Annotated in this window: 16 protein-coding genes; 8 read left to right on the top strand and 8 right to left on the bottom strand. The window is 36.6% G+C overall.

Going from position 1 to position 23,675, the window contains the following annotated elements:
* Positions 1-140 precede the first annotated feature (140 nt).
* From HQN83_RS18865 to HQN83_RS18855, 3 genes are all read right to left on the bottom strand, one after another.
* Complete coding sequence (locus HQN83_RS18865) at positions 141-1,388, bottom strand: MFS transporter (protein ID WP_173092272.1); 1,248 nt, start codon at positions 1,386-1,388, stop codon at positions 141-143.
* Between the two features lie 116 nt (positions 1,389-1,504).
* The gene (locus HQN83_RS18860) at positions 1,505-2,146 is read right to left on the bottom strand and encodes a GDSL-type esterase/lipase family protein (RefSeq protein WP_173092271.1); all 642 of its coding nucleotides are present in this window, start codon (positions 2,144-2,146) and stop codon (positions 1,505-1,507) included.
* 8 nt (positions 2,147-2,154) lie between these two features.
* Positions 2,155-4,629, bottom strand: coding sequence for a glycoside hydrolase family 95 protein (locus HQN83_RS18855; RefSeq protein ID WP_217277428.1), 2,475 nt, complete (start codon positions 4,627-4,629; stop codon positions 2,155-2,157).
* Positions 4,630-4,884: 255 nt separating this feature from the next.
* On the opposite strand from HQN83_RS18855, the gene HQN83_RS18850 reads away from it, so the two are divergent.
* The 7 genes from HQN83_RS18850 to HQN83_RS18820 all read left to right on the top strand — a co-directional run bounded on the left by HQN83_RS18850 (position 4,885) and on the right by HQN83_RS18820 (position 13,291).
* On the top strand, positions 4,885-5,664 hold the full coding sequence (locus HQN83_RS18850) for an enoyl-CoA hydratase/isomerase family protein (RefSeq protein ID WP_173092268.1): 780 nt from the start codon (positions 4,885-4,887) through the stop codon (positions 5,662-5,664).
* Between the two features lie 67 nt (positions 5,665-5,731).
* Positions 5,732-6,409, top strand: coding sequence for a hypothetical protein (locus HQN83_RS18845; RefSeq protein ID WP_173092266.1), 678 nt, complete (start codon positions 5,732-5,734; stop codon positions 6,407-6,409).
* 116 nt (positions 6,410-6,525) lie between these two features.
* Entirely contained in the window at positions 6,526-8,283 is a 1,758-nt protein-coding gene (locus tag HQN83_RS18840) for an LTA synthase family protein (protein WP_246254545.1), read from the top strand.
* A 2-nt stretch (positions 8,284-8,285) separates the two neighbouring features.
* Positions 8,286-10,448: a S9 family peptidase gene (locus tag HQN83_RS18835; RefSeq protein WP_173092262.1), complete on the top strand. Its 2,163-nt coding sequence runs from the start codon at positions 8,286-8,288 to the stop codon at positions 10,446-10,448.
* 278 nt (positions 10,449-10,726) lie between these two features.
* Positions 10,727-11,512: an MlaE family ABC transporter permease gene (locus HQN83_RS18830; RefSeq protein WP_173092260.1), complete on the top strand. Its 786-nt coding sequence runs from the start codon at positions 10,727-10,729 to the stop codon at positions 11,510-11,512.
* 10 nt (positions 11,513-11,522) lie between these two features.
* A complete protein-coding gene (locus HQN83_RS18825; protein ID WP_173092258.1) occupies positions 11,523-12,293 on the top strand; it encodes an ABC transporter ATP-binding protein in 771 nt (256 codons plus the stop codon).
* A gap of 5 nt (positions 12,294-12,298) precedes the next feature.
* The gene (locus tag HQN83_RS18820) at positions 12,299-13,291 is read left to right on the top strand and encodes an MlaD family protein (RefSeq protein WP_173092256.1); all 993 of its coding nucleotides are present in this window, start codon (positions 12,299-12,301) and stop codon (positions 13,289-13,291) included.
* Positions 13,292-13,308: 17 nt separating this feature from the next.
* Here the strand turns inward: HQN83_RS18820 and HQN83_RS18815 are convergent, their stop codons facing one another.
* Positions 13,309-15,669: a PAS domain S-box protein gene (locus HQN83_RS18815; RefSeq protein ID WP_173092254.1), complete on the bottom strand. Its 2,361-nt coding sequence runs from the start codon at positions 15,667-15,669 to the stop codon at positions 13,309-13,311.
* Positions 15,670-15,806: 137 nt separating this feature from the next.
* Here HQN83_RS18815 and HQN83_RS18810 point away from each other — a divergent pair, with 137 nt between their 5' ends.
* The gene (locus HQN83_RS18810) at positions 15,807-16,673 is read left to right on the top strand and encodes an aldose 1-epimerase family protein (RefSeq protein WP_173092252.1); all 867 of its coding nucleotides are present in this window, start codon (positions 15,807-15,809) and stop codon (positions 16,671-16,673) included.
* Here HQN83_RS18810 and HQN83_RS18805 read toward each other — a convergent pair.
* From HQN83_RS18805 to HQN83_RS18790, 4 genes are all read right to left on the bottom strand, one after another.
* The gene (locus tag HQN83_RS18805) at positions 16,670-17,863 is read right to left on the bottom strand and encodes a GAF domain-containing sensor histidine kinase (RefSeq protein ID WP_173092250.1); all 1,194 of its coding nucleotides are present in this window, start codon (positions 17,861-17,863) and stop codon (positions 16,670-16,672) included. The two genes, HQN83_RS18810 and HQN83_RS18805, sit on opposite strands and share 4 nt — an antisense overlap.
* 76 nt (positions 17,864-17,939) lie before the next feature.
* Complete coding sequence (locus HQN83_RS18800) at positions 17,940-18,734, bottom strand: DUF4249 domain-containing protein (protein ID WP_173092248.1); 795 nt, start codon at positions 18,732-18,734, stop codon at positions 17,940-17,942.
* Positions 18,735-18,738: 4 nt separating this feature from the next.
* Entirely contained in the window at positions 18,739-21,069 is a 2,331-nt protein-coding gene (locus tag HQN83_RS18795) for a TonB-dependent receptor (protein ID WP_173092246.1), read from the bottom strand.
* Between the two features lie 60 nt (positions 21,070-21,129).
* On the bottom strand, positions 21,130-23,634 hold the full coding sequence (locus HQN83_RS18790) for a ThuA domain-containing protein (RefSeq protein ID WP_173092244.1): 2,505 nt from the start codon (positions 23,632-23,634) through the stop codon (positions 21,130-21,132).
* Positions 23,635-23,675 lie beyond the last annotated feature (41 nt).

Raw genomic sequence — 23,675 nt, 5'->3', positions numbered from 1 at the left:
ACTTGCCTTAGAACTTAATATGGAATTCAAGTAGCTTCTTTAGGGTATTAAAAAAGTGATAATGAAAATTGTCATTATCACTTTTTTGCATTTTTTCTAATGCTAGGCTCTCAGCATGACGAGCTAATGTACTATTCAATTTAATGAGCTGCTACTGGCACAGTTTCACCAGATTCAGATTCAGGTTTTGCCTTTTTTTGCCAAAAGAAGAATATGGTAAATAGAACAATCAGTATTAATGGAAAAGCAAGCATCTTAACTAATGTATCCTGACCTGCTGCAAGCTGTAATGCTTCTCCAGTAAGACCAGCAGCTGTGTGCGTAGCTGTTGAAGAATCAATCCAGCTTCCAATAAAGGGTTGGAAAATCGAAGTAGAAAACATACCTACACCGCCCACAATCGACATTCCCAAAGCACCGCTTAATGGAACACGCTGCGCCACTGCACCGATCATAACCGGCCAGTTGAAACATACTCCAAGACCGAAAATCACCGCTGCTAAATAAGCGATTGGACCAGTAACTGTACTAAACATATAAATTCCTAATGCTGCAAGGAATGCGCCTCCTAATAAAACACCAGTTTGTCCCAATTTGGCAACAACCGGCCCTGTGAAAAGCCTTCCTAATGTCATTACACCAAAAGTTAATGCCAACACAAGCATAGCATCTGCTCCACTACTGCTCAAAACAACAGTCACCCATTGATTAGGCCCAAACTCTGTAATCGCAGTCATTGCCATACAGAAGAATAAAAAGATATAAAGAGGGCTAAGCATAGCCTTGAAATTCTTTGAAATCGAAGTTACACCTTCCACGTGTGCCTTTGGAAACTTTTTACCATAGAACAGGATCGCGTAAGCCACAGTTGGAATCATCAGAATCCAGATCTGAGTTTGCCAAGAGAAACCTTCGCTGGTCATGAATTTAGAAATCAAACTACCCAGCACAATTCCTCCAGGGAACCACATGTGGAACCTGCCAAGCATTTTATTTATTTTTTTATCGTCATACATGTCAGCAATCATCGGATTACAGGCAGCTTCAGTACAACCATTCCCGAAACCAATGAAAAAAGTAGATATTAACAAGCCAGTATATCCGCCGGCATAAATGGTAAGCAGAATACCTAATGTATGAGTAATAACAGCTACCTGCATAATAATTTTAGGCCCCACAGTGTGGTAAACGAGTCCCCCAATAATCATGGAAATAGGGAATCCGAAAAAGAACATTGAATTGATAAAGCCTAGTTGCTCAGCCGATAGGCCAAATTCTGATCCCAACTGAGGGAGAATACCTGCCCTGATACTGAAGGAAAAAGCCGTCGTAATGATAGCGAGGCAACTTCCGTTAAATAAAGCACTTTTGTTAATGTTTTCGTTCATAATATAATGGTTATTTGGTTAGCAAAATCTTCTTAAGAGATAGATTAAGGGTTTTGAAATATACAACTTATTTGCTTTTTTTAAAAATACTGTGTTATTCAATTGTGAGAAAAATACTATTTACTAAACTTGATCTTTCGATAGATACGTTTTGCCATAATACGTGACCCCTCTACATCAGGATGTATTTTATCGGGCATAAGCGCAGGTTTGTTTACCAACAAAACATGCATATCTAATACTTCAACTTTATTCTCGTAAGCTACATTCTTTATTTTTGGTATTATATTCTTTACAATAACGGGATCCCAAATCCCTGTGGTATCGGTTACAAAAGACACTACAGGTAATAATAGTATAATACGAGGGTGAGAAGGCAAATCCTTAAATGATTTAATCATGGTGCGATAATCTTCCTCGTACTCATTTAACCGAGATCTGTTGATCAGCTTACTATCGTTACCCCCGAGGTCAATAATTACGATATCAGGATTGCTCTGTAAAGCCTTTTGATACTCATTGGTTTTATGATATGGGGCATCCCCGTTTCGTAAAAGTGTACGTCCACTTACTCCGTAATTCTCTACTGCGTAAGTGTTCCCTAAATATTTTTGAAGTTGAGCCGGGAATGAGTTCTGCTCTCTATTCTTTACAGTTGCCCCATAAGTAATACTTGCTCCAATGCAGGCTACTTTAGTAACCGCATTAGAAGTAGTGTAAAGACATAGTGCCAGCAACAAACTAAATAACTTTTTCATATATTAATTTACTCGGTGATGAATGTATAAGTTTTACCTGCAACCGTATCAAAATCATAAAGAATGGTTTCATTAATAACTGGTTTGTTCAGATTAGCTTTATCAGATATTACTGGCGTAGCTATTTTATCGATTTGATAAAACTCATTAGGATTATCGCCTTTTGCCTGTTTAAGCGCATTTCCTTTTATACTATTAGGTACACGCAGGCGACAATTACCACCTAGCTTTGATTTAATGGTAATCTTACTCAATTTTCCATTTTTCCAGGTGATATTTTCAATTTCGAAGCCTCCCGGGGCCCTTAAACCACTAATGCTTCCATCCTTCCATTCATCTGGCATTGCCGGAAGTAATTGAATAGCACCATCGTGAACTTGCAACAACATCTCGGTAATGCCGGCAGTGCAGCCAAAATTACCATCTATCTGGAAAGGAGGGTGTGCATCAAATAGATTAGGATAAGTTCCACCACCACTGTTTTCGCCACCTTTATTTAGTCCTGTTGGAGTAAGCTGATTTCTGATCAGTTTGTAAGCATGATTACCATCAAGTAATCTAGCCCATAAGTTTACTTTCCATCCCATTGACCATCCGGTAGAAACATCTCCTCTTTGAATCAGAGAAGTATGTGCAGCATCAAACAATTCAGGGGTACGTAAAGGAGATATCTGATTTGCAGGATACAAACCAAACAAGTGAGATACGTGTCTGTGTTTATCATTAGGATCATCCAGATCCTGCATCCATTCCTGTAATTGCCCATGCTGCCCCACTTGCATTGGTGCAAGTCGTTTACGCATGGCTTTAATTTTCACCACAAGATCCTTATCCATATTTAATGCCTCTGCAGCTCTTATTGTATTAGAGAAAAGATCAAACAAAATTTGATTATCCATAGTAGCACCGGCAGCAATAGATTTACCTTTGTGGGCACGAGGTGCATTTTCTGGTGACATAGAGGGTGATACTACCATCCATTTATGAACTGGTTCTTCTACCAGAAAATCTAAATAAAACTCTGCTGCTCCTTTTAATGCCGGATAAACTGTGGCAAGGTATTTTTTATCTCCATTATAAAGATATTTTTCCCAAACATGGCGACTTAACCATGCGCCTCCCATAGGCCACATTGCAGAAAAAATACCATCAACAGGTCCTGTAATTCTCCAAAGATCTGTATTATGGTGTGTAACCCAGCCACCTGAGCCATACATTACTCTTGCAGTCTCACGTCCCGTCTGTGAAAGATCTTTTACCATTTCTATTAATGGGTTATGCATTTCAGTCAGGTTACTTCCCTCAGCAGGCCAATAGTTCATTTCAGTATTGATATTGATAGTGTACTTACTTCCCCATGGTGGATCCATTTTATTGTTCCATATTCCTTGTAGGTTGGCAGGCTGCCCACCCGGCTGAGATGAAGAAATCAGTAAATAACGCCCAAACTGATAATACAAAGCTGCCAGTTGAGGGTCGTTACCGTTAGCAAAATCCATTAATCTAACATCTGTTGGATTCTTTATAGAATCTGTTTTACCAAGATCAATTTTTACACGATTAAAATATCTCTGATAAGCTGAGATGTGATCCTTTAATAATTGCGCATAGTTTTTCTTTAACGCATTATTCAAATAGGTTACTGAACGCGCGTTCTCATCCGCGCTGATATCTTTATAGTTTACAAAATTGGTTGCAATAGAAACATAAATAGTAACACTATTTGCTCCTTTTATATTAATCTGCTCATCAGATGATGAAAGCTGCCCGCCTTCATTTTTAACTTTTGCTATAGCATTAAATTTAACCTTGCCAGGAACATTCTCTCTGTCGCTGCTTATTCCCGACAAATGTATTTCATTTGTATTTTGGATTTTAACACCCCCTTTGTGTTCACTTACCATTGCTGCATTAAATGTAATGCTGTTTGGTTTGCTGGCAGTTAACTTGATCACAATTGCCTGATCAGGTATTGAAGAAAAAACTGTACGGGTATAAGTAACACCATTAACTGTATAACTGCTTTTAGCTACAGCATCAGCAAGATTAAGCTCACGATAATAGTTTGAAAAGTTATCGTGTCCAGGAAAGTTAAGGTTTAAATCACCAACGGGCTGATACTTCATTCCATTGTTCTTTTTCGACTGAATAGTCTTTTCGGCCAAAGCATTTGCTTCTACATATTTATCTTCGAAAAGCAGCTTCCTAACTTCCGGCAAAGCAGCCAAAGCATCAGGATTATCATTTCGGTTTGGACTTCCGCTCCATACTGTAGCTTCATTTAAACTGATTTTCTCGTGTTCTGTATTTCCATAAATCATGGCGGCTAGCCTTCCATTCCCGATAGGAAGTGCGGCTTCCCATACAGATCCTGCAGGAGATTTATACCATAATTTCAGATCCTTTTCCTGCGAAAATGCAGATGTGGATATGCCTATACATAAAGCATAAACCACCATAATAGTTTTTAGGTTAGTAAACATTGGTTGTTTGATATTTGGTTTGTGTGTAATCGTTTTACTAATTAATACATAAGCATTAAAAAAAGATTAATATAGGATTAATTCGACTAAGCTTAGTGCTATTAAATGAATTTTCATGTTCAAACTCATAATATCATTTAAGTTTATCAATTATGTTACGTTCCATTTTCTCATTATCTTTATTGACTTTCGATTTCTATTCTAATTATCTTTTTTAGATTGCAGCAGTTTGAAAGCAGTTAAACATAAAAATGCATGGCAGAACCTTTGGTTTTATATTCAGTAAGTCAGCGTATAGCAAGTATTTCTATTAATCGTCCTGAAAAACGCAATGCCTTGAATCCAGAGCTTGTACAAGAACTAACGAACTCGTTCATTAGGGCTTCTGAAGACGATGAAGTAAAGGTTGTTGTTTTAAAGGCTAACGGCGCTGTTTTTAGCGCTGGTGCTGATTTAGCCTATTTACAGCAGTTACAGCTAAACACTTACGAAGAAAATCTTGCGGACTCTGAAAATCTAAAGCGCTTGTTTACCACTATATATTATTTACCTAAAATAGTTATAGCACAGGTAGAAGGCCATGCGATTGCAGGAGGCTGTGGACTTGCTACGGTTTGCGACATTACATTTGCTGTTCCTGAGGCCAATTTCGGTTATACAGAAGTAAAACTAGGCTTTGTTCCAGCTATTGTGTCCTGCTTTTTATTACGAAAAACAAGTGAAACTATTGCTAAAAGGATACTACTAACAGGAAGTCTTTTTGCGGCTGAGGAGGCCTTGAATTACGGATTAATAACATTTGTAACAAACAAAGAAGAGATTAGTCATAAAGTGATAGATTTTGCATTAAATTTGTGTAATGAAGCTTCAGCAAACTCGTTAATGGTAACCAAACAATTGATTGGACAAACTACAAATCCTGAACTGGAGAAGAGCTTGTCTTTAGCAGTTCAGATTAATGCCAGAGTAAGAGATACTGAAGATTTCAAAAAAGGTGTTGCCTCATTTCTTAATAAAGAAAGAATAGAGTGGTAATGGCCTTTTGACTATAACAAATTGAGAATAAAACTATACTAATACATAAAAAACTAAAAACCAGAAAATGTTTAAATCAATTAAAACCGGTGTTGTAGCAGCCCTGCTTATTGGTACTGCACTTTATGCTCAAGCACAAAAAAAAGTAACTGAAGGTGCACTTACTTATGGTATGGAATATGCGCTTACTGATGACCAGCAACCTATGGCTGCCTTTTTGCCAAAAGAAACTGTAGTTAAGTTTAAGAATGAGCTCTCTACCATTAAAATGGAACAAGGCCCGGCGATGATCACCATCATCATGAATGGCGTTGCTAAAGATGGCTTGTTATTGCTTGACATTCCTATTGCTCAAAAACAATTTGCAGTGAAAATGGGTAAAGCTGACTTTGACAAAAGAAAAGAAGGATCACCTAAATTCCTTGATTTCAAACCTACTGGAGAAAAGCAAATGATAGGTGCTTTTAATGCAGAGAAATACACATACAAAGATGATAAAGGTGCGGCATACGAGCTTTGGACCACTTCAGATCTTGAACTTCCTGCAGGTCATAAAGAAGATGATTTTACAGATATAAAAGGAACACCAGTAAAATATACTGTGTTTCAGAATGGTGTAAAAACTACGATGACCTTAAAAAGCTATAAAGAAGAAAAAGTTCCTGAAATGTCATTAACACCACCAAGCGGCTATGAGCTTAAAACAATGGAAGATTTAAAAGCAATGCAAGGTGGTGGCCAATAACATAATGTAAAATGTTAAAAAGCTTCTTGTTTTTTGCCCGATTCTTTGTGTTTTGGCTATTATTTTTTTTAGTTGACCGCCTTACATTTATTATTATAAATTCAAAAAAAGTTGCCATGGTTCCATTCTCGGAAATCATGGCAACTTTTTATCATGCGCTAAAGCTTGATTTATCAATGACGGCTTACATAGTTGTCATCCCGCTATTAAGCTATATCTATTGGCTTTTAAATGGCCGAAAAGTAATAGAGCTAAAATGGCTTACCGTTTACAATAAAGTACTCATTGTTTTATTTAGCATTATTTCTGTAGTAAACTTTAACATTTATAGAGAATGGGGCAGTAAAATAAACGCGAAGGCAGTAGGCTTTGCAATTTCAACCCCCAATGAAGCCCTGGCATCAAGCGCATCCTCTCCTATTGCATTGACGTTATCTCTACTTGTTCTACTGATTGCGATCGGTTTCGTTCTTCAACGTTATGTTGTGCTTAGAAAACTAGAGTTTAAGGCTAGTCCTATTTGGTTAAGAGGTATTGCTGTTGTTGCATTGATTTGCCTAAACTTTATATTAATAAGAGGTGGATTAAAGGGGTCTCCAATTACTCAAAGCATGGCTTACTTTTCTAAAGAACAAGTATTAAATCATGCAGCAGTAAACACTGAATGGAACCTGATATCAAGCATCCTTTCTGCTGGAATGACAAAATCTAACCCATATGTTTACTTAAGTAAGCAGGAAGCTGATACAAACATTAAAGCACTTTATACTCCAGCTAAAGATACGACTATCAATATATTAAAAACCAAAAGGCCGAATGTAGTTTTGGTGATTATTGAAAGCTTTACGGCCGATCTAACCAAAACCCTTGGTAACGAAGATGGTATTACTCCTAATTTTGACACACTAATTCATAAGGGAGTATTGTTTAGTAACATTTACTCTTCTGGCAGTCGTACCGACAAGGGGCTTGTAGCCACACTTGCGGGTTTCCCTACCCTTGCAGCTGGCAGTATTGTAAAGTGGCCAGAAAAAATGCAAAAGATTCCGGCGCTATCGCAGCCATTATTTAAAAATGGTTATCAAACCTCATTCTTTTATGGAGGTGAGTCGGAATTTGATAACTACAAGGCCTTTATTTTAAGCCACAATTACCAGAAGCTTATTGATAAGAATGACTTTAAAGGTGGTAATGTAACCAAATGGGGCCAATTTGACGAAGCAGTTTTCGGAAGACAACTTGAGGATCTTAGTAAAGAAAAACAGCCTTTTTTCTCAACTTTGCTTACCCTGACCAATCATGAGCCTTACACTCTTCCAGGCAATTATAAATTTGGACAAGCAGATAATGTTGCAAAATTCAAAAGCACAGCACATTACACAGACTCTTGCATCAATGCCTACTTAAACAATGCAAAAAAACAAGGTTGGTATAAAAACACCCTATTTGTATTTATAGCAGACCACGGGCATCTTCTACCTAAAAATCGTCAAGATATTTATGTTCCTCAGCGTTATCATGTACCATTATTATTCTATGGAGATGTTATTAAAGATGAATATAAAGGGAAGAAATTTGAAGATGTAGGTAGCCAGGCTGATGTAGCAGCAACAATACTAGGCCAGCTAGACATTAGCGCAAAGGAATTTGTATGGAGTAAAAATCTGCTAAACCCTTATGCCAAACATTTTGCATTTTTTAGCTGGGATAATGGAATGGGCTTTATCGATAACCAACAATGTGTTACTTTTGATAATGTAGGAAAGATGATATTGTACAACAGTAATGCTAAAGACAAAGAACTAACTTCAAAAACCCTAGCCTCCGCTAAATCGTACCTACAAAACGTATATCAGCAATTTATAGAACTATAAAAATGAACTTTAAACACATCTTTTTTAAACTGGCCCTGGTCTTAATTATAGGACTTATTGGAAAAGCCAACGCTCAGGATATCAAATGGTCTAAAGATGGCAATTCATATTATGAGGTTAATGAGGGTGAGATTGTATCCATCAGCCTTCCTCAGAATGAACGAAAGACTATTGTAAGTCGTAACTTAATTTATTCAAGCGGTAACAGTGGATTGCGTGAAATAAAGAGTTTTGAACTATCGGAAGATGGATCTAAAGTATTAATTTATACCAATAGCAAAAAAGTTTGGCGTTACGAAACAAGAGGCGACTATTATGTAGCTGATTTAAAAACCAACCAGGTTACTCAGGTTGGAAAAGATAAACCAGCATCTTCATTAATGTTCGCAAAGTTTTCTCCTGATGGAAACAAAGTTGCTTATGTAAGCAAACATAACCTTTATGTTGATGATCTTGCCAGCAAAACGAGCAAAGCACTAACAACTGATGGTACCGACAGATTAATTAACGGTACTTTCGATTGGGTATATGAAGAGGAATTTGATTGCAGAGATGGATTTAGATGGAGCCCAGACGGTCAATCTATTGCCTACTGGCAACTTGATGCTACCAAAATCAAAAACTTTTTGATGATAGATAATACGGATTCAATTTATTCTTTCACAATTCCAGTTGAATATCCTAAAGTTGGAGAAAATCCGTCATCTTGCAAAGTTGGTATCGTTAATATTGCGACTGCAAAAACCAACTGGCTTCAGGTACCCGGTGATCAGATACAAAACTATATTCCAAGAATGGATTGGATTCCTGCGAGTAATGAAGTGATTTTACAACAACTTAACAGAGAGCAAAATGTGAGTAAGCTATTTGTTGCCGATGCAAATTCTGGTGAGGTAAAAAACATTTATACTGAAACCGACAAAGCATGGATTGACGTATCCCAGGGTTGGGAATGGATAAATAGTGGTAAAGAATTTATCTGGATGAGCGAAAGCGATGGATGGCGTCATCTTTATCGCATTAGCAAGGATGGTAAAAAGCATACTCTAATTACCCAAGGCAATTATGATGTTATCGAGAAATCATTAATAGATGAAAAAAATGGTCAGATTTATTTTATTGCCTCTCCTACTAACGCAACTCAGAAGTATTTATTTAAAACCAAACTTAGTGGTGGAAAGGCAGAAATGGTTACGCCTTCAATTTTAAAAGGCACGCACTCTTATGAAATATCTCCAAACGGAGTATTTGCCCGTCACACTTATCAAAGTGCAGTTGTGCCGCCAATAACTGAATGGATGAAACTTACCACCTTAAATCCATTAACTATGGAAGGAAGTATCACCAATCAACTTGGCAGAATGAAACCACCAAAGAACAAAGTAGAGTTCTTTAAAGTGACTACTGAAGATGGAATAGAATTAGACGGTTGGATGAAAAAACCTGACAATTTTGACCAGACAAAAAAATACCCTGTTGTATTTTATGTTTATGGCGAACCTGCATCACAAACAGTAACCGATACTTACGGTGCTGGTCGTAATTGGCTTTATGCCGGTGATATGCCGAAAGATGGATACGTCTATATTTCTATCGAAAATAGAGGTGCTCCTGCTCCAAAAGGCAGAGAGTGGCGCAAAAGCATTTTCCAAAAGATAGGTACATTAAATATCCGTGATCAAGCCATGGCTGCAAAAAAGATTATGGAATGGTCATTTATTGATAAAAATAGAGTAGCAGTTTGGGGATGGAGCGGTGGTGGTTCATCAACCTTAAACCTAATGTTCCAATATCCTGATATATACAAGACCGGTATCGCCATCGCCGCTGTGGGGAATCAGTTAACCTACGACAATGTGTATCAGGAGCGCTATATGGGTTCGCCCTTAAAAACTAAAGAGGCTTATATTAAAGGCTCTCCTATTACTTATGCTAAAAATCTGCAAGGAAAGCTTTTGTACATTCACGGAACAGGAGATGATAATGTGCATTATCAGAATGCTGAAATGCTGATTAATGAACTAATAAAAAACGGCAAAGTATTTCAATTGATGTCGTATCCTAACAGAACACACAGCATTAATGAAGGCGAAGGAACCTCTGAGCATCTTGCCTTAACTTATACCGAATTCCTACAAAGAAATTGCCCTCCCGGAGGCAAATAATTACCAAAAGGCAAGTAGTTCAACTATTTGCCTTTTTTTTCGAACTTTTTGGATTGTATTTCGTTTATATATTGGGACATTTAGAAGACAATTGCACCCAAAAAATACTGCATATTTGCCGAAATTCATGTAAAAAAGAAGATAGCATACATTTTTTTGTATTTGCAAATGCTAGTTTTACGTAATTATGGCTCATAATTTGATAGTGTGTGTTCGCTATCAAGAACCTGACAGTAGCAACATTCTAAAATCGAACAATAAGACATTAAGGCATATACATGGAGATAAAAGATGAAGTAAAAAGTCCTGGGAAAATATCCAGAACATTTATAACGCTTTATGACGTTTTTCAATTCATGGGACGCTTTTTTAAAGAGGGTTTCTTACCTCCTTACGAAGGAAAAGAGTTGATGAAGCAATGTTACGATATTGGATATCGTTCATTAGCACTTATCTCTCTAACCGGATTTATTACCGGTATAGTTTTTACTAAACAATCAAGACCTTCCCTATCTGAATTTGGCGCCACATCATGGCTTCCATCATTAGTAGGTATTGCATTATTAAGAACATTAGCACCACTATTAACGTCTCTAATTGCCGCCGGCAAAGTAGGGTCAAGTATTGGTGCAGAACTTGGATCTATGAGAGTTACTGAGCAGATAGATGCAATGGAAGTATCAGCTACCAATCCATTTAAATTTCTAGTAACAACGAGAGTGCTTGCATCAACAATTACCATCCCTATTCTTACCTTTTATACTGCTATGGTTGGAATGTTGGGTGCTTTATTAAACGTTTCTTTAAGTGAAGGCACAAGTGCGAAGGCATTCTTTCAATCCTCTTTGGAATCGATCACTTTTTTAGACATCACAGCCTCTACTATTAAAGCCGTAATATTCGGTTTTACAATTGGTATGGTTGGTTGCTATCAGGGATATAACTCATCAAAAGGAACTGAAGGCGTAGGTAAAGCCGCCAATTCTGCGGTGGTAATTGGTATGTTTCTGATATTTATAGAAGAAGTAGTTTCAGTTCAGTTTTTTGGTCTATTCAGAACTTAATTTTTAAATTATGGAAGAAAGAAAGCCCTTATCTGAACATGAAAAAGTAATAGAAATCAATGGACTATATAAGTCTTTTGGTAACTACCATGTGCTTAGAGGAGTAGATTTAGAACTTTATAAGCGTGAAAACCTAGTAGTGCTTGGGAAATCAGGAACAGGTAAATCTGTATTGATAAAAATTGTTGTAGGCTTACTTACCCCAGATCGTGGTGAAGTAAAGGTGCTTAACCAGCATGTTGATCAGATTACCTATAAAGAATTACTTGCATTAAGGTTAAAAGTGGGATTCTCATTCCAAAATAGTGCTTTGTACGATAGTATGACGGTTAGAGAAAACCTGATCTTTCCATTAGTAAGAAATCAAAGAAAATTAACAAAGGGTGAGATAACAAGTGCTGTTGAGGAGATGCTAGATGCAGTTGGTTTGCTCCATACCATTAACCAAATGCCATCTGAATTATCAGGTGGGCAAAGAAAAAGAATAGGTATAGCAAGAACACTGATATTAAGACCCGAAATAATGCTTTATGATGAGCCAACAGCCGGACTTGATCCGATAACCTGTTTAGAGATCAATAACCTGATTAACGAGGTCCAGGAGCGCTTCCACACAAGTTCTATTATAATTACCCATGATTTAACTTGTGCAAAAGCAGTTGGTAATAGAGTAGCCATGTTATTAGATGGCAAGTTTGAGCGTCAGGGCACTTTCGAAGACGTGTTTAATACAAGTGATGACCGGGTAAAACCATTTTACGATTACAATTTTATTCAATAGAAATTATGCAGGCAACAGACACACGCCGTAAGATTATAGTGGGAGCGTTTATTCTCCTGGGCATAGCGATATTTATTTTAGGGGTTTTTACGTTAGGCAGTCAGAAAAAAGCTTTCGTAAAAAGCTTTACTGTTGATGTGGTTTTCAACGATATCCAGGGCCTTAAAACAGGGAATAATGTTTGGTTTTCCGGTGTAAAGATAGGTACCATTAAAAAGATTCAATTTTTCGGAACCTCGCAGGTACAAGTGTTTCTTAACATCGAAGAAGAAGCACATAAATATATTCACAAAGATGCATCGGCCAGTATCAGTTCTGATGGATTGATTGGGAATAAGATCATTGTAATTACGGGTGGTACACCAAAATTCCCATTTGTTGAGGATGGAGACAGACTTCGCGTTAACACTACCTTGTCGACTGATGATATCATGAAAACCTTCCAGGTAAATAACAAAAACCTGGTAGATGTAACTTCTGACTTTAAAATTCTGGCCAAAAGCCTTGTTGAAGGAAAAGGAACAGTAGGTGCATTACTTACCGATGAGCAGATCGCTTCTGACTTCAAAGCAATTGTGGTGAATTTAAAAACTACTACAGCTTCTGCGAATAAAATGGCAGCAGAATTGGATAAGTTCACTAAAACTTTAAATACAAAAGGCGGTTTAACTGATAAATTACTAACTGACACTGCAGTTTTTGCTAAGCTTCAAGCGTCTGTAAATGAACTACAGAAAACCGCTAACTCTGCATCAGAACTTACAGAAAACCTGAATAAGGCATCTTCAAAACTAACACAAACAGATAATGCAGTTGGCGTATTGTTGAATGATCAAAAAACGGCGGAGCAGGTAAAAACAATTATGCTAAACATGGAAACAAGCAGTAAAAAACTTGATGAAAATCTGGAAGCCTTGCAACATAATTTTCTTTTAAGAGGTTTCTTTAAAAAGAAAGCTAAAGCAGAAGCTGCAGCAACAGATGCAAAAAAAGAATAACATTAAGTGTAAATACGCTATTTAAAATGTATTTTAAAAGTAGTCCCTTGATTTACAACACTACTTACTATCACCTTGCCTCCCATGGCATCAATCTGATTTTTCGTAATAAAAAGCCCTACTCCCTTAGAGTCGGGCTTTTTATTAAAGGTCTTATACAAACCGTAAAGCTCCTCTCCATGCTTTTCCAGATCTATTCCAATTCCATTATCAGAAATTTGTAGAACAGTTTGCGAATCTTCAATAAAAGAAACCAATTCAACTACCGGATTTCTATCAGGATGACTATATCTGATTGCATTAAAAATAAAATTCAATAAAATACTTTCCAGGTATGCTGGATTATAATTAACAATAACATCGATAGGAACCTTGTTATTTATAATCGCATTCTTTAAAAGAATTTGGTCGTTTAATATGTCAATAGTTTTATTAATGTAGTTATTTAAGCTTAAAGGTTCCTTTATCACATCAATACTTGTCTGGATATTAACCACCTTATTCAAATTTAACATAGTCTCATTTAAGAGGCCTGAAACGGTTTTAAGGACTTCAATCAATTCAGTCCTTTCTTCTTCAGAATTGGTGTACCCTATGAGATTTGTAATTGCCTGAATATTGCTGGTATGTGACCTTAAATTATGAGAAACGATATATGAAAAGTTCAGTAGTCTTTTATTTTGTTCAGTAACCAGATCAAACGAGTCTTTAAGAGCGTCTTGAGCCTCTTTATTTTCGCCCACGTCAATCATAATACCTCTTAATAAAATGGGCTTACCGTCTTCAGAAATTACATTTACAATATCGCGAAGCCATACAACTGAGCCATCTTTAGCAATCATCCTGTACTCAAAATCATGTTGTACATTGTTTCTGGTCGAAACGGCACAATAGTCGATGGCCCAATCCCTATCTTCAGGATAAATATGATCAACCCAAAAAGTTGGACACGAGAGCCATTCCTCGGCCGAATAACCTAAGATATCCTCAACTTTTTTGCTAATAAATGTGAATTCAAAAGTATTAGGATCTGCTTCCCAAACAATCCCGTCAATTGTATTTATCAAAGATTCAATCCTCAGTTGAGAATCAAGAACAATCTTTTCCGCAGCTTTCCGATCAGTTACATCCTCAACAATTACGATATGGCTAGATGGTGTTCCATCATCATTCCATAAAGGTGTTTCTACAATATTACACCACTTAACATGCCCCTCTTTATGTACATATTTCTTTTGAACCCTATACTCTTTTATCTTTCCTTCCCTTAGGCTGTTAATATTATTAACAGTTCCATTTAGTTGATTAGGGAAAGTTATATTCTGAAATCCTAATTCAAGTAATTCTGATTCTTTGTAGCCCATTATTTCGCACAATTTCTTATTCACCTGTAAAAATCTACCCTCGGCAGGAGTTATCAGGGCTATCCCTATTGCCGCCTGATCAAATATTGTCTTAAACTTCGTTTCTGTATTAATCAACTCAGACTTCTGACTGTAAACCTGAGTCTGCAGTTTTGTAGTTTTTTTAACAACCTGAACCACTAATAAGCTTGATAGAGCTGCTAAGCAAAGAGCAAAAAGTAAAGGATACACAAATAGAAAAGGTATTTTTCCATCATCAGCAGGGATGATATAAAGCTTCCAGTTGGTGTTTGGAAACATTGCATATTGATAACTTCGATCAAAAAAGCTAGTATCCCCTTCCAAAATAAAATGCTCTTTCCCTGAGCTTACATCTAGCTTAGAAAACTGAAAATAAAAATCATTGCCTTTATCCTTATAAACACCAATACTATTAAAAAATGCCTCCTGCTTAATTACCACAGCAGAAAACCCCCAAAACTTATTATTACGATATATAGGTAACCTTCCTATAACTCCCATTCCGCCTTGCTGCAATTCGTAAGGCCCTGCGTAATACATCGTTTTAGATAATTTTGATTGAGTGGCCATTAATCTCGATTCTGCAGTTTTTTTAAAAAGATCAAGGTTCATTGCCAGTTCATTACCCTTTAGTGGATAGAGATATTTTATTACACCTTGTGGTAACATCTCAAGCACCTGGTAATCAGGATTAGATTCCATTAATTTAGCGCCAACAGCCTCAAAATTTTCTGGGACACCTTTTTCATTTAAAGTTAATGCAAGAGTTAAAGCAGCCGCATAACCATTATTCAAGGTTAATTGAACATTTTGCTTTACTACATTAAGCGCGTTGGCCATTTCGAGGCGCCTACCTTCTTTAATAATCTGATACCTCTGAATGACTAATAAGCCAATCAGCATTAGCAAAAATAAGAATACACATAAGCCAATAACTTTGGGCTTGCCTAGCAGCCATCCCGTAAACACTGCTAATTTTTCTTTGAGATTCATAGCTTGTTATTACAACAAATATAACTCTTTACAAACAAAATAGATACAGCTATTATTTTGGAATTAATTAAATTAACCAAACAATTACCTATAAACATTACAGTTAATTACATAAGAAATTAACTATTTTAGCACTTATGATTTTCCTGGAAAACGAATATATAAAAGCATCTTTATCTACAAAAGGTGCGGAGCTACAAAACCTGACAAGTAAAGAAACAGGTAAAGAGTACCTATGGAATGGAAATCCTGATTATTGGGGGAAATTTAGTCCTATACTTTTCCCTATTGTAGGTGCGCTAAAAGACAACACCTATTACTATGGAGACAAGGAATATAAACTACCAAGACATGGTTTTGCCAGAGACAATGAATTTAGCCTGGAATTAATTAGCCATACTGAGGCCCTGTTTACATTAACCCAAAACGAAGAAACACTAAAAGTTTATCCTTTTAATTTCACCTTACAATTACACTATAAAATAATAGGGACAAGCCTATTTTGTACCTATATAGTTTTAAATCCAGACGACAAGGACCTTCTGTTTTCAGTAGGTGGACATCCTGCATTTTCGGCATCAACTAATGAGCATATTGACTACGACGATTATTTCTTAGAATTTAATAAAGATGAGAGCCTTATTTACCACAAACTGAATGGCGATTTAATTGATGATGAAACAGATATAATAAGCCTTAGTAATCACTCCCTACCCCTAACACACAACCTTTTCTACAAAGATGCACTAGTGTTTAAAACGCTAAAAAGTGACCGTATATCGCTTAAAAACCATAAGGATTCACATGGTTTACATTTCAACTTTAAAAATTTCCCATTCTTTGGAATTTGGGCTGCTAAAGATGCCGATTTTGTATGTTTAGAGCCATGGTGTGGAATTGCTGATGGAATAAACCATAATCAGAATCTTAAAGATAAAGAAGGAATTATAACATTGCCTCCAAAAGGCAAATCGGAGCGTATCTGGTCAATAGAGTGCTTCTAATCCTGTAAAGGCAATTCAACAATAAAAGTTGATCCTTTATCGTGACCTTCACTTTCAGCCCATATTCTACCTTCGTGTGCTTCTACCAACACCCTAACTATAGAGAGACCTAAACCTGTTGAATTTTCGCCACCGGTTGGTTGTGCGCTTAACCTGGTAAAGCGTTGATACAATCTATTTTTATCATCATCAGTGAGCCCTTGTCCTTCGTCTTTTACCATTATAAGCACTTTACCTTCAAGCTTCTTTACGCTCACTTCTATATTGGTATTTGCAGGTGAATATTTGATTGCATTATTGATCAGATTATCCAGTACTTCTGATAGTTTACCCTCATCTCCATTTATTACAATATCATCTTCAGGTATAAAGTTTATTGCTTGATTTTTTCGCTCTGCAAGTGGCAAATTCATTGAAATCACATTACTAATCAATGATGACAGATTTAACTTAATATATAACAATTGTACCTTGCCTGCCTCTGCAGTACCGGAGAGCAACAGTTCATCAATAATACGAACCATATTTAAACTAGCAGTTTTAATTTGTTCGCACATCTTATCTACCATTTCCGGATCATTCTTCCTAAGTTTTATCAAGTCAGCTCGAACTGGTATGGTTGTAAGTGGATTTTTCAGATCATGAGCTGTGGTATTTAAGATTTGATTGTGTTGTATCGCAATAAGCCTTGATGCTAACTTAAGTTCAATCTGATCCATAACTAGATCTCTTAAATCACTCAAAATCGCTTCATCTTCAGAACCAAACTTTCTTGGTTCTTTATCAATAAGACAAAAAGCTCCAAGGTTAAAATTGTCGATTGTTTTTAGTGGAAGTGCGGCATAAAATCTTAAATCTATATCACCTAATCTTACTGGGTTTAATGCAATTTCCGGATCGATAAATGTATCCTCAACTTTGTAAAGTCCATCAGATAATACTGCCTGAGCGCAAAGTCCAATATCACGACTCACTTCCTGAACATCTACACCATATTTCGATTTAAACCAAATTCTGTCCTTATCAACAATGCTAATAATAGCTATTGGTACATTGAATAATTTTGCTGCCAACCTGGTCAACTTATCAAATGAGCCATCGGGTGGCGTATCCAAAACCTCATACCTATTTAAGGCTTTTATCCGCTCCTCTTCAATTGAAAATTGATTTTGACTTAATTCTGTAAGCATAGATAATAAGTTAGAACTCCAAAAATTGGCTATCAGTGCAATATAATACAATTCCACATCATACTGAAAGCTTACATTATTTAATTACAACGGTTTTTCGACTTATCGAATATGCATTAAAAACTCCTAATGCTTTATTGTTAAAATTAGATGGCGGATTAGCCGGGGCTACCGGAGGTCCACCTGTACCCGAATTTTGCCCCAAACTATAAAAGTACTTATAAACATTTCTATCTATACATTGAAACTCAACATCAATTGTATCTCCACGAACCAGATCGTTTAACTCATAAAAAATAACATTTGCCACCTTGTTACCATCATCAAATCGATCTTCACTCACCGCATCATCTTCTATTTTACCTTTAACAGTCAAAATATACCTATACTGATTCTGAATGTCTTTTGGATCAACATAATTGGCAGCAACATAGGTATTGGTTTTACCAAAAAAACTAAAATCTTTAAAAGTAAGAGAATCCAATGGCACCTTACCGGGCATCGTAGAAGTGGCGGAATAAATTTTTCCGTCATAAGTTACATCAAGCATATATTTTTTACCCGACTGGCCTCTAAATTTAGGGCTCTGATATAAACCATTAGAAACCTCCACGTATTCTATTGTAACTCCCTCTTCATTCCTCACCACCACTTTTGCTCCGGAAACTGGATTAAATCTATTCGGATCTGTAAAATCATATGTTTTAGAAATCATTACCAAATGATTGTCAATTTTATCACTAAGCCCCCCGTATATTACCAGTTGTGGTGTGGCATTATCCAATTTCAGGTCGATTACCTTTTCACATCCGGAAAGCCACACCAAAACAATCAAAGCACCAATGACAGAAATTATATCCTTCTTTTTCATCTTATTAAAATTTGAAATTCCACGTCACCGAAGGAATTATGCCAAACAAAGTTGTACGTACCACCTGAGTTTTTGAGACATCATCAGGATTATCTTTAAAATCAATTGAAAATGCATTCTGGCGATTGTACAAATTGTAAATACCAAATGACCAACTCGACTGAAGCTTCTTTCCGGGTTTCCCTTCCAGTGTGGCAGCAACGTCCAAACGATGATAATCTGGAGTGCGGTATCCGTTCTTTTCTGTATAGTAAAAGGTAGTACGACCATTAATCTGATACTTACCACTTGGATAAGTGACTGCATTTCCGGTATTATAAACAAAAACAGAAGAGAAAGTCCAGCGCGGTCCTGCCTTATAAATTCCAACTAATGATATGTCATGAGTTCTGTCTTGCTTAGCATAAAACCACTTAGCTTCATTAATGGCATCAAACTGTCGTTGTGTTCTCGACCAGGTATATCCAATCCATCCGTTAAACTTACCAAACCTTTTCTTTAGGAAAAGTTCAATACCATAAGCCCTACCATCACCATACAACAAATCAGCTTCAACATTACCATTTCCTCTTAAATCAGTTCCACTTCTGTACTCAATCTGGTTTTGCATCCATTTATAGTACACTTCTGCAGAAAACTCATAATTATTGTCGTTAAAATTTCTAAAATACCCTGCGGCAATCTGATCTGCAATTTCCGGTTTTACATTATTGCTATTCATTATGTAAAGATCTGTTGGAGAAGTTGAAGTAGAATTAGACATCAAATGGATGTTTTGAATATTTCTGGTATATGCCGCTTTCAAAGAACTTGAAGGTGCGATCTGATAACTAGCAGAAAATCTTGGTTCAAGATTAAAGTAGTTTTTAACCACCTCCCCGGCTTTATAGGTCTTTGTGCTAATGATATTCCCATCCTCATCATATGCTTTGAAATTACCTGGTCCTGTTAAAGAAAAACCACTTATTCTTAGCCCATAAACTAGATTCAAACGATCACTTATCGCCCACTCATCTGATACATAAGTGGCAAGCTCATAACCCTTGCGGTTTTCGTAAGTGGTCTGATTCACGCTGGATGAATCACTTGCAGTAAGCTTACCTGGCGCAATAGTGTGATGAATAGCATTTACTCCAAATTTCAAGCTATGTCTATTACTTAAGCTATACTCAAAATCTTGTTTTAAATTGAAATCTTTTATAGAAGAATTAACTTCAAAGTCATTGTCCTCCATAAAATTCTGAATCACATAATTGTAATTGCTATAAATTAAAGAAGTATTTGAGAACAAACGATCACTATAAAGATGATTCCAGCGCAGTGTAACTGTTGAATTACCCCAGTTAAAACCAAAGGCCTCAGAAATACCTAGCTTATCCCTTCCGAAATAACCGGATAAGAACAACGTATTTTTATCATCCAACTGGTAGTTTGCTTTCGCATTTACATCATAAAAATAAAGCGTATTTCCACTTACTGAACTATCTGGTGATAATGCTAAAAATGCATCAAGATAAGTTCTGCGTGCACTAACCATAAATGAACCTTTGTCCTTAACAATTGGCCCTTCTACCTTTAATCTCGATGAAATCAAACCTATACCTCCCTCGGCAGTATAATCTTTACGATTTCCATCGTTCATCTTTATATCTAATACTGAAGCTAGTCTGCCTCCGTATTGAGCAGGCATACCACCTTTATAAACGCTTACGTCCTTAATGGCATCAGAATTAAAAGTAGAAAAAAAACCAAGCAAGTGAGAAGCATTATAAACTGGAGCTTCATCTAACAGGATCAAATTCTGATCAGTAGATCCACCCCTTACATAGAAACCACTATTGCCTTCTCCTGCTGATTTAATTCCTGGTAACAATTGTAAGGTTTTAAGCACATCACGTTCACCAAGCAAAACAGGCACATTATTAATCTCTCTGACATTGATCTTTTGAAGTCCCATTTGTGGACTACTCACATTCTCATCCCTTTTTTCAGCAGAAATAACGACCTCATTTAGCTGATTATCCTCTGAAAGAACAAAGTTCTGTCGTAAGTTCTTTGAAATAGTAATTGAATGCTCAACGGTTTTATAACCGATAAAACTTACCGAAATTTTGTACGCCCCTTCCGGTACACTCAACGAGTAAAACCCATAGGCATTGGTTACAGTTCCACTGGTAATTGAACCTAACAATTTAACGCTGGCTCCTATTAACGTCTCCCCAGTTCCAGAATCAGTAACTGTACCACTGACCGTAAATTTATTCTGCGCAAAAGAAAATCGACAAAAACATAAGATTATTAAAAGTAATGGTACTAGTCTCTTGGCTATTGGCATATAAATACTTAGTCTGTCGTAAAAATAGAAAAGAAAATCTACTTCAACACTAATACTACACTAATTACCTTGGCCTGCTGCCCACATTATCGAATTGCTAACCAACCTCTTCCAATCCTTATTGAGAAGCAAATCCGGAGAATGTCCCATAAAAACATAAACATTTCTGGCCTTAACTTTAGGGTTTATCCAAACTACTGGATGATCACCCATTTTCAATTTAGAATTAGGCTCATAGCTAGATTCATCAACGTTAGCTAGTACTTTCACATTTAACCTTGGACTTTTATTGTATGTATACCATTCTTCCTTGTCTACTTTAAAGGATGGTGATACTCCCTTCATTACAGGATGCAACTTATCCTCTACCCTCACGTTCGCTGAGGCAAAATCTGCTATGTAATTATCAAACCTGATGTCGCCCATAAAACCAGAAAACCAATTCCACATTGGGTAGCCATCAAACTCACCAAGCAATGTTGCATGATGTAATCCTACCCATCCTCCTTTTCCATTATTAATGTAATCTTCGAAAGCACTAACTGCCTTTGGATTCCATGCATATGGAGGGTAATCCAATTGAATAACCACCTTATATTGCTTCAAAAATGCTTCATCAATTTTATCTGTATTTTCAATGTAATCAATTGCAAAATGATTCTTTTTCGCGAATTCTTCCAACCACGGCCGCGCTGCTTTGGTAAAAGCAATGTGGTGGCCTCCATTCTCTGCCAAAGCTAAAACCCTAAACAAAGGCTTTTCTTTTATCACAATAGCTCGTTGCTCATTGACTGTTTCTATTGCTGTTAATGCCTGTAAAAACCATGCTGCATGAGGTATCCATTGTTCTGTCCACCGCCATTCATTTCCTCCCGCTTCAGTTTTAAAGTCTATACCACTGCCATCCGGATTACCATCTTTTCCTGTAACACCATTAGAAATTCCGCCTTTTTGAGACCCGTGACCAAACAGACTGGCCATATATGGCACATTTTTTTCTCCAAAACCATACATAAAACACATAGAATAAGGATTACCACCCAAAATCCACGATAGTTGTTGCTCTGCATAAAGTTCAATATCTCTTCGTACTCCCCAACCACTATTTTTAGGATAAACAAGACGGCCACCAAGAAGTGATGCTGTAGCTAAAGAGCTAAGTCGTGCATTTTCACCCTGCCACCACCAACCTGTTTCATTTTCATGAGGAATAAAAAAACCATCCTGTACTTTCCCATTGAACTTAAAATACTGTCTTGCATATCCAAAGGGATTATTAACCGACTGGGTAACCTTCAAATTACCATCTATTGCTTTCTTTATTACTTCAAGGGTCTGTGTTCTATAATCGTTTTCCTTTTCCTTATCCAGATAACGAACCAAAGCTACTACAGGCAGACCTGCGTCTGCAGCATGCCAAAATGGTCTATTCTTATCATCCGAAATAAAATATCCCTTATCAGTCATTCTGCCTCTCAAATTTGAGGCTCTTTTGCGCGCTTCGTCTCTATAATATGTACTATCTGTAGCTATCCACAACTCTGTAGTTGCCATTAATGCACAATAATCATCAATGATATTTTCTTTTCCGTCATCAGCGTATTTCAAATTATTTACTACCAAATGAGCATACGCTTTTTCCGCAGCCTTCAAATATTCTTTTGCTTGATAATCACCATTTTTACCCCATGAAGAAATACGAGCTAGTGAAGCAATTCCCATACCTCCTCCTTCTCTAAAAGCACATTGGTAGTCTGATGTAGTAACACTATTTGCCTCCAAACCAACAATTCTTCTAGCACTTGCATCTGGTTTGAAATAACTAAATACAGTCATATAAAAATATCCTTCATCAGATAAAGAACGCATAATGTAATCGGCACCCCATAAAGCTTCTGCTTGCAAATCTTCCTTAATTTTAAGTTTACCTAGCAATCCTGGTATCTTCTCTGTTGCATTTACCATTGACCATGTTACCATAGGAATTTGCTGTGGCGACATAAAATTAGCATATGCCAGATGAGAGAAGTATTTACTTATATCTCCAGAAGCATCTCCCCAACCACCGTGTATATCAACTCTCTTATCACTACCATAAAGCAACATCTTTTTATCAGCCTCTAATTCCTGAGGAGTATTTGCACGTTGTTTTTTATAATAATTAAGAATACTTGGCAAGGTATTTACTGCAAGTGCCTGCGAGGCAATTTCAAAACTTACTGAAGTATAATGCTTTCCTTTAAACAACAGGTCGACTTTGTATTTCCCTGGCTTATTAAATGATGAAAAATCTGCAGTATAAAATTGACGACCGGGGAACCAGTCTTCTACAGATCCTGTAGCTTTAAGATTTGAGCTGAAACTAATCTTTTGATTAGAAGCATTAATCAGTGTAAACTTTTTCACTCCCGAAAAATCACCTTCAAAACTAACAATAGCTTGTTTTGGGCCTAATAAATCAAATGCGATTTGGTTAACATGAATTACAGGTTGTGCCTGAATGGCCAAAGTAAAAGTTAAAAGCAATATTAAACTTGTACCAAAAAATTTTAAGCGATTCTTCATATCTAAATATACACGAAAACTTTACTTATCTTGATTGTGTT

The organism is Pedobacter foliorum, assembly GCF_013266735.1.
Classification (GTDB): domain Bacteria; phylum Bacteroidota; class Bacteroidia; order Sphingobacteriales; family Sphingobacteriaceae; genus Pedobacter; species Pedobacter foliorum.
The sequence above is the reverse complement of the archived record's forward strand: the minus strand, read 5'-3'. Positions and strand labels throughout refer to the sequence as shown.

Coding starts and splice junctions, on each gene's coding strand:
- HQN83_RS18865 (WP_173092272.1), bottom strand. CDS start 1,388: ATGAACGAAAACATTAACAAAAGTGCTTTATTTAACGGAAGTTGCCTC.
- HQN83_RS18860 (WP_173092271.1), bottom strand. CDS start 2,146: ATGAAAAAGTTATTTAGTTTGTTGCTGGCACTATGTCTTTACACTACT.
- HQN83_RS18855 (WP_217277428.1), bottom strand. CDS start 4,629: ATGTTTACTAACCTAAAAACTATTATGGTGGTTTATGCTTTATGTATA.
- HQN83_RS18850 (WP_173092268.1), top strand. CDS start 4,885: ATGGCAGAACCTTTGGTTTTATATTCAGTAAGTCAGCGTATAGCAAGT.
- HQN83_RS18845 (WP_173092266.1), top strand. CDS start 5,732: ATGTTTAAATCAATTAAAACCGGTGTTGTAGCAGCCCTGCTTATTGGT.
- HQN83_RS18840 (WP_246254545.1), top strand. CDS start 6,526: ATGGTTCCATTCTCGGAAATCATGGCAACTTTTTATCATGCGCTAAAG.
- HQN83_RS18835 (WP_173092262.1), top strand. CDS start 8,286: ATGAACTTTAAACACATCTTTTTTAAACTGGCCCTGGTCTTAATTATA.
- HQN83_RS18830 (WP_173092260.1), top strand. CDS start 10,727: ATGGAGATAAAAGATGAAGTAAAAAGTCCTGGGAAAATATCCAGAACA.
- HQN83_RS18825 (WP_173092258.1), top strand. CDS start 11,523: ATGGAAGAAAGAAAGCCCTTATCTGAACATGAAAAAGTAATAGAAATC.
- HQN83_RS18820 (WP_173092256.1), top strand. CDS start 12,299: ATGCAGGCAACAGACACACGCCGTAAGATTATAGTGGGAGCGTTTATT.
- HQN83_RS18815 (WP_173092254.1), bottom strand. CDS start 15,669: ATGAATCTCAAAGAAAAATTAGCAGTGTTTACGGGATGGCTGCTAGGC.
- HQN83_RS18810 (WP_173092252.1), top strand. CDS start 15,807: ATGATTTTCCTGGAAAACGAATATATAAAAGCATCTTTATCTACAAAA.
- HQN83_RS18805 (WP_173092250.1), bottom strand. CDS start 17,863: ATGCTTACAGAATTAAGTCAAAATCAATTTTCAATTGAAGAGGAGCGG.
- HQN83_RS18800 (WP_173092248.1), bottom strand. CDS start 18,734: ATGAAAAAGAAGGATATAATTTCTGTCATTGGTGCTTTGATTGTTTTG.
- HQN83_RS18795 (WP_173092246.1), bottom strand. CDS start 21,069: ATGCCAATAGCCAAGAGACTAGTACCATTACTTTTAATAATCTTATGT.
- HQN83_RS18790 (WP_173092244.1), bottom strand. CDS start 23,634: ATGAAGAATCGCTTAAAATTTTTTGGTACAAGTTTAATATTGCTTTTA.